This is a genomic window from Streptomyces sp. CNQ085 (assembly GCF_022614595.1).
In the GTDB taxonomy this organism is placed as follows: domain Bacteria; phylum Actinomycetota; class Actinomycetes; order Streptomycetales; family Streptomycetaceae; genus Streptomyces.
Genome location: NZ_JAJFAU010000199.1, coordinates 1 through 6,833, shown reverse-complemented (window position 1 = coordinate 6,833; position 6,833 = coordinate 1). Strand labels below are relative to the sequence as shown.

General features: G+C 71.9%; 6 protein-coding genes, 1 tRNA gene and 1 pseudogene. 3 read left to right on the top strand and 5 right to left on the bottom strand.

All coding sequences use genetic code 11. The features are described from left to right. Positions 1-86: 86 nt before the first annotated feature. From LJ221_RS22485 to fdhD, 3 genes are all read right to left on the bottom strand, one after another. Positions 87-914: an aldo/keto reductase gene (locus LJ221_RS22485; protein ID WP_308314840.1), complete on the bottom strand. Its 828-nt coding sequence runs from the start codon at positions 912-914 to the stop codon at positions 87-89. A gap of 127 nt (positions 915-1,041) precedes the next feature. Then, positions 1,042-2,868: a long-chain fatty acid--CoA ligase gene (locus LJ221_RS22480; RefSeq protein ID WP_241718539.1), complete on the bottom strand. Its 1,827-nt coding sequence runs from the start codon at positions 2,866-2,868 to the stop codon at positions 1,042-1,044. Between the two features lie 232 nt (positions 2,869-3,100). Continuing rightward, complete coding sequence (gene fdhD / locus LJ221_RS22475; RefSeq protein WP_241718538.1) at positions 3,101-3,952, bottom strand: formate dehydrogenase accessory sulfurtransferase FdhD; 852 nt, start codon at positions 3,950-3,952, stop codon at positions 3,101-3,103. A gap of 179 nt (positions 3,953-4,131) precedes the next feature. Between fdhD and LJ221_RS22470 the strand changes: the two genes are divergently transcribed. Together LJ221_RS22470 and LJ221_RS22465 are read left to right on the top strand one after the other, a co-directional pair. Continuing rightward, on the top strand, positions 4,132-4,827 hold the full coding sequence (locus LJ221_RS22470) for an SDR family oxidoreductase (protein WP_241718537.1): 696 nt from the start codon (positions 4,132-4,134) through the stop codon (positions 4,825-4,827). 136 nt (positions 4,828-4,963) lie between these two features. Continuing rightward, positions 4,964-5,051 (top strand) — tRNA-Leu (locus LJ221_RS22465). Positions 5,052-5,349: 298 nt separating this feature from the next. On the opposite strand, the gene LJ221_RS22460 is transcribed toward LJ221_RS22465, so the two are convergent. Further along, positions 5,350-5,892, bottom strand: a complete 543-nt coding sequence (locus LJ221_RS22460) for a GNAT family N-acetyltransferase (protein WP_241718536.1) — start codon at positions 5,890-5,892, stop codon at positions 5,350-5,352. Then, positions 5,889-6,386: a lasso peptide biosynthesis B2 protein gene (locus LJ221_RS22455; RefSeq protein ID WP_241718535.1), complete on the bottom strand. Its 498-nt coding sequence runs from the start codon at positions 6,384-6,386 to the stop codon at positions 5,889-5,891. The genes LJ221_RS22460 and LJ221_RS22455 overlap by 4 nt, the downstream gene beginning before the upstream one ends. Between LJ221_RS22455 and LJ221_RS22450 the strand changes: the two are divergent. Further along, positions 6,385-6,745: pseudogene (locus LJ221_RS22450) on the top strand (hypothetical protein). The gene LJ221_RS22455 and the pseudogene LJ221_RS22450 overlap by 2 nt on opposite strands. The last annotated feature ends 88 nt before the right edge of the window (positions 6,746-6,833 follow it).

Here is a 6,833-nt window from a genome sequence, read left to right as displayed (position 1 = left end):
CGCGGGCGCCCGCGACGGGACGCCCCCGGCGCCGGCGGAGCCGGACACCGGGGGCGCGGTGCGGGGGAGGGGAGCCGGCGTCCGGATCAGTCCATCTCGTCGGGGTCGGGGCCCAGCCGGGTGCCGTTGTCCAGGGTGGACATGCCCGTCATGTCGTCGTCGTCCAGGGCGAAGGAGAAGATGTCGATGTTCTCCTCGATCCGGGAGGGGGTGACGGACTTGGGGATCACCACGTTTCCCGTCTGGAGGTGCCAGCGCAGCACCACCTGGGCGGGGGTGCGGCCATGCTTGCGGGCGATCTCGGCGATCACCGGATCGTCCAGCAGGCCCTTGCCCTGGCCCAGCGGCGACCAGGCCTCGGTGGCGATGCCGTGCTCGGCGTGGAAGGCGCGGGACTCGGCCTGCGGGAAGTTGGGGTGCAGCTCGATCTGGTTGACGGCGGGGACGACCTCGGTCTCCTCCATCAGCTGCCGCAGCTGGGAGGGCTTGAAGTTGGACACGCCGATGGCCTTGGCGCGGCCGTCGGCATGGATCTCCTCCAGCGCCTTCCACGTCTCGACGTACCTGCCCTGCCCCGGCGCGGGCCAGTGGATGAGGTAGAGGTCGACGTAGTCCAGGCCCAGCCGCTCCAGCGAGGCGTCGAAGGCGCGCAGCGGGGCGTCGCGGCCGTGGTCGCTGTTCCAGACCTTGGTGGTTACGAAGAGCTCTTCGCGCGGCAGCCCGGATTCGGCGATGGCCTTCCCGGTGCCCTTCTCGTTCTGGTAGATCGCGGCGGTGTCGATGCTGCGGTAGCCCGAGGCGAGTGCGTGCCCGACGACGGCGGTGGCCTCCCCGTCCGGCACCTGCCACACGCCGAAGCCGAACTGCGGCATCCGGACGCCGTTGTTGAGGATGATGCTGGGAACGTTGCTCACGAGCGATCGGTCCTTGTCAGTAGGTTGGCGACACGTGTACCCGAGGGCCCAACGATCATGGCAGCGTTGTCATTCCCGAGTCACCGAATCCGCCGAATCCCGCCGCACGGTTTCGCACCCGGTCCGCTCAGCCCTGGTAGAGCGCCTCGATCTCGACCGCGTACGCCCTCTCCACGGCCTTGCGCCTCAGCTTCATCGAGGGGGTGAGCAGCCCCTCCTCCTCGGTGAAGCGCGATCCCAGTATCCGGAAGGTGCGGATCGACTCGGCCTGGGAGACCTGAGTGTTGGCGGCCACCACCGCCCGTCTGACCTCGGCCTCCAGGTCGGGGTCGCGCACCAGCCCGGCCGGGCCCGGGTGCGGCTTGCTGCGCATGGTCAGCCAGTGGTGCACGGCCTCCTCGTCGAGGGTGACCAGCGCGGCGACGTAGGGCCGGTCGTTGCCGAGCACGACGCACTGCGCCACCAGCGGGTGCGCCCGCACCCGGTCCTCCAGCAGTGTCGGTGAGACGGTCTTGCCGCCGGAGGTCACCAGGACGTCCTTCTTCCGCCCGGTGATCGTCAGGTAGCCGTCCTCGTCCAGCGAGCCGAGGTCGCCGGTGGCCAGCCAGCCGTCGTGCAGCACCTCACCGGTGGCACGGGCGTCGTTCAGGTAACCGGTGAAGACCTGGCCGCCGCGCAGCCACACCTCCCCGTCGGTGGCGATGTGCACCGTGGTGCCCGGGACGGGGACACCGACGGTGCCGAACCGGGTCCGCTCGGGCGGGTTGGCGGTGGCCGCGGCGGTGGTCTCCGTCAGCCCGTATCCCTCGAAGACGCGGATGCCGGCGCCGTCGTAGAACAGTCCCAGGCGCCGCTCCATCGCCGAGCCGCCCGACACGGCGTACCGGCAGCGGCCGCCGAGGGCGGCGCGCAGCCGGGAGTAGACGGCCTTGTCGAAGAAGCCGTGCCGCATCCGCAGGGCCGCACCCGGGCCGCGCCCGGCGCCGAAGGCCTTCTCCTCCGTCGCCTCGGCGTAGCGGACGGCCACGTCCACCGCCTTGTCGAACATCTCCAGCCTCCCCTCCGCCTCGGCCCTGCGGCGCGCGGCGTGGAAGATCCGCTCGAAGACGTAGGGCACGGCCAGCACGAAGGTGGGCCGGAATGCCGCCAGGTCGGGCAGGAGGGCGGCGGCGGTCATGCCCGGCTGGTGGCCGAGCCTGACTCCGGCGCGCACCGCCCCGACCTCGATCATCCGCCCGAAGACGTGCGCGAGGGGGAGGAAGAGCAGGGTGGAGGCCTGGGCCCCGTCCTCGGAGGGGAAGAGGGCCTCGTAGCGCCGGACGAGGTTGTCGCACTCGGCCATGAAGTTGCCGTGGGTCAGCACACAGCCCTTGGGGCGGCCGGTGGTGCCGGAGGTGTAGAGGACGGTGGCGGGGGTGTCGGGGGTCAGCGCGCGCCGGTGCCGGTGCACCACGTCGTCGTGGATGTGCGCCCCGGCGGCGGCCAGTGCCCTCTCGGCGCCGGCGTCGAGCTGCCACAGCCGCTTCAGGCGCGGCAGCCGGCCGATGACCGAGCCGACGGTCATCGCGTGGTCCTCGTGCTCCACGACGGCGGCCGTCACCTCCGCGTCGTGCAGCATCCAGTGGACCTGCTCGGCCGAGGAGGTGGGATAGACCGGTACCGGCTGGGCGCCGACGGACCACAGGGCGAAGTCGAACAGCGTCCACTCGTAGCGGGTGCGGGACATGATCGCCACCCGGTCGCCGAAGCGCACCCCCTCGGCGAGCAGCCCCTTGGCCAGCGCCAGCACCTGGTCGCGGAACTCCGCGGCGGTCACGTCCCGCCAGGCGCCCGAGGCGTCCTTGCGGGCCATCACCACCTGGTGCGGGCCGTCGTCGGCACGGTCGAAGACGGTGTCGGCCAGCCCTCCGGTCTGAGGCTCCGCCGCCAGGGCCGGGACGGTGAACTCGCGCACGTGCCGCTCCTCGTCGCGCTGTGGCATGGGGAACTCGCAGCGGGGCGACCGTACCGGATCGGCGGGGTGCCCAGGAAGGGAGGTGATGCGGCCCGGCGGGGTAAATACGGTCACTTCGGGACGCCCGTGCCGGGTCGTCACCGTTCATCCCGGTGCTCTTTACCGGATCTTCCGCGCCGTGCGCCCCCTTCGCCGGCCGGACGTGGCCGCCGGGGCGCCGGCTCCGCCGCCGTCAGGCCCGCCGTGCGCCGAGGGCGACGCGGTGCTCGCCGGTGTAGACGTTCATCGACGCCCCCCGCAGGAAGCCGACCAGGGTCAGCCCCGTCTCGGCCGCCAGGTCGACGGCCAGGGAGGACGGTGCGGAGACGGCCGCCAGCACGGGCACACCGGCCATCACCGCCTTCTGCGCCAGCTCGAACGAGGCACGCCCCGAGACCAGCAGCACCGCGCGCGACAGCGGCAGTTCCCCCCGGGTCAGGGCGCGTCCGACGAGCTTGTCGACGGCGTTGTGGCGGCCGACGTCCTCGCGCAGGTCCAGCAGCTCCCCCTCGGGGGAGAACAGGGCGGCCGCGTGCAGGCCGCCGGTGCGGTCGAACACCCGCTGGGCCGCGCGCAGCCGGTCGGGCAGCGCGGCCAGCACCTCCGGCTCCAGCGGGGGGAGGTCCCCCGTGACGGGCCAGCGGGCGGTGGTGCGCACCGCCTCCAGGCTGGCCTTGCCGCACAGCCCGCACGAGGAGGTGGTGTAGACGTTGCGCTCCAGGGTGATGTCGGGGACGGGCACCCCGGGGGCCAGGCGCACGTCGACGACGTTGTAGCTGTTGCGGGTGGTGCCGTCGGCCTGCTCGGTGGCGCCGGCGCAGTAGACGATGTTCGCCAGTTCCTCCGGGCCGCCCAGCACACCCTCGCTGACCAGGAAACCGGTGGCCAGGGCGAAGTCGTCGCCGGGTGTGCGCATGGTGACGGCCAGCGGCTTGCCGTTCAGGCGGATCTCCAGCGGCTCCTCGGCCACCAGGGTGTCCGGGCGCTCGCTCACCGAACCGTCGCGCAGACGGACGACGCGGCGGCGTTCGGTGACTCGGCCCATGGAAGATCAGCCCTGCCTCGGTCGGCGTTTCACGGCCGCGGCGCCTGCCGCCGCGGCCGTCCCATTGTGCTGCTGCCCCGTTTCCGCCGTACGCTCACCCGCTGCCCCGCCGTCCGTCCGCGCGAGGGGACGAGAGCCGCCGGGCTGCCGGACCCGGCGGCGCGGCCCACAATGGGAACATGCCGGATGTACCCGACGCATCGAACGCGCCGCCGCGCCTGCTGGTCGTCGGCGCCACCGGAGTCCTCGGCGGCGCCACCGCCGACGCCCTGGCCCGCCGGGGTGACGCGCTCTTCCTCGCCGGCCGAGACCGGGAGCGGCTGGCGTCGGCGGCGCGGCGCCTGGGCGCCGGTTCCGCCCCTTGCGACGCCTACGACCTGGACGGCATGGCCGCCCTGCCCCGCCTGGCCGCCGAGGCGATGGGCGGCCTGGACGGCGTACTGGTGGCGATCGGCGCGGTCGCCTTCGGCCCGGCCGAGGAGACCGGCGCGGCCGTCACCGAGCACCTGTTCGCCGTCAACACCCTGGCGCCCGTCGCGGTACTGTCCGCCGCGCTGCCCCTGCTTCACCCGCCCGGCATCCTGGCCGCCACCACCGGCGTGGTCGCCGTCCGCCCGCAGCCGCGGATGGCCGCCTACAGCGCCTCCAAGGCGGCGCTGTCCGCCTGGCTGACGGCGGTCGCCGCCGAGCGGCGCCGCACCGGCCTGACGGTGGCCGACCTCCACCTGCCGCACACCGACACCGGCCTGGCCGGACGCGCGGTCGCGGGCGGCCCGCCGCCCCTGCCGCGTGCCGCTCCGCTGGAGGAGACGGTCGGCAGGATCGTCGCGGCCTTCCATCCCGAACCGTCCGCCGGTGGACCGTCCGGCACCTGACCGGCGGCCCGGTCCAGCCCCGGCCCGCCTGCCCCGGCACCCCACCGGACCACGGCTTACGCATGTGAGAGGCGCTGTGAAAACTTGGTATGGTGTTCCCCGTCGCCGCGGCCGGAAGGCCGCTGGTCGCACACCGGTCCGGGTGGCGGAATGGCAGACGCGCTAGCTTGAGGTGCTAGTGCCCTTTATCGGGCGTGGGGGTTCAAGTCCCCCCTCGGACACCACCAGAAACCCCAGTCGATCTGGGGTTTTTCTGTTCTTCCGGCTGTGGCGTGACCAGCTCCTTCGCTCCTCTTCGTGTACCTCTCTCGTGGTGTCCTCGCCCCGATGCTTGGCAAGCCGCCCGCCCATGAGCTGTCCCATGGCCATGGCGGAGCAGAACGTGAAGGTGCCTGCCTCATGGTCGCGTTCCACTTCGGTGAGAGCGCCTGAGACGGGCGCACAATGACGCGGAAGCCGGACGCCAGGCTCCGACAGTCCGGCAGAGGGAAGCCCGCCGGGCTCCGGGATCAGCTCGTCACGTCAGGGGACAGCGTGGAATTCTTCGGCTACCGCATCCATCAGGAGTTCATCGCAGGGCCGACCGCGCCAGTAGCCGGACTGACGCAGGCGCCCGGCGGGTTTGAACCCGGCCTTCTCATAGGCGGTGAGCCCCGCCGCATTCGGCTCCAGCACCTTCAGCCAGACCATCCGCAGGGCGGCGTACTCGAACGCCCACCGCAGCGTCAGGGCCGTTGCCTCTGTGGCCAGTCCTTGGCCCCGGGCTTCCGGTGCGAGCAGGATGACGTACTCGGCGGTCCGTACGGCTGAGTCGATCTGGAGCGTTGTGAGACCGACCGGAGTGCGCTCCTCGGTGGTGATCACCTCGAACTGGGGGAAGTCCCGGTTCCGTCCGGCCGCTTCCCACCCGCCGGCACGAACCTCCCAGGACTGCGGGACCTGCGTCCCGAAGCCCAGGATCGTGCCGGGGTCGTTCTCCCAGCGGTGGTAGTCGGGCAGGTGGTCGCGGTCCGGCATGGCCAGGCTGACGCGCTTGCCCGGGAGCAGGATGTACGGGTCGGTCATCGATACCTCTTCGACGTTGGTTCTGTCCCGTTGATGGGTGAGTAGTCACCAGTCTGGTCCGGTTCTTCGACAGGACGGCCGTGAACGTCGCAGATCCACGCGTGCATGCGTATCGGATCGGTGGCGACGCCGTGCCGCCAGGCTCCTCCACGGCCGCCGATCGCCAGCAGGAGCGCGGCTGTCGTGGATTCTTCAAGGCATGCGACACGGGCGGGGAACAGGCGCGCGGCCCAGCGGACCGACCGGACTGCCAGACCGGTGTGCGCCCGGGTTGGGCGGGGGAGGCGGCGGCCCACTTCCGCCAGCCGTACCAGGCGACCGAAGCGCGTGCGCCCTCGTCCCAGATGACGTGTTACGAGGGTGCCCGCGAGAAGCACAGTCGCCGCGATGCGCCACTGCCACGGGGACGGCGCCGGAGCGTCCAGCCGAGCGGATGACTCACTCGTCCCCCATGAGGTTTCCGAGGGACGGACCGTGACGAGAGGGGTTGGCATGTCGCAGGTCGAAGGCGCACGAGTGTTCCGGGAAGCCTGGATCGAAGGAGTGCACCGCCACTTCCCGGGGGAGCCGAAGCCCGGGTACGTCACCCCCTGGGAGGACACGCCCCAGTGGGAGCGGGAGACCGCAGGCGCCGTGTATGACCAGGTCCGCCAGCTCATCGAGATTCAGTGGCGGTCACGCGGCGAAGCTGTCTCGTGAGCAGAAGGGACGGTTCGTGGCGGTGTGCTGGACGGCGCAGATGTTCAAGCACTTCGAGAGCCCCAAGCCGGGGTACGTCGCTGACTGGCCCGACCTCCCGGCATGGCAGCAGGAGACTGACGCCGATATCTTCGAGGTCATCGAAAAGTCCTGATCAGGGCAGGCTCGCGAGGTGGGCGCGTGACCAGAGTCCAGGCCCCCGGACACGTCGAGGCAGCGGGGTTCCGTGCTGTGTCCGGGGG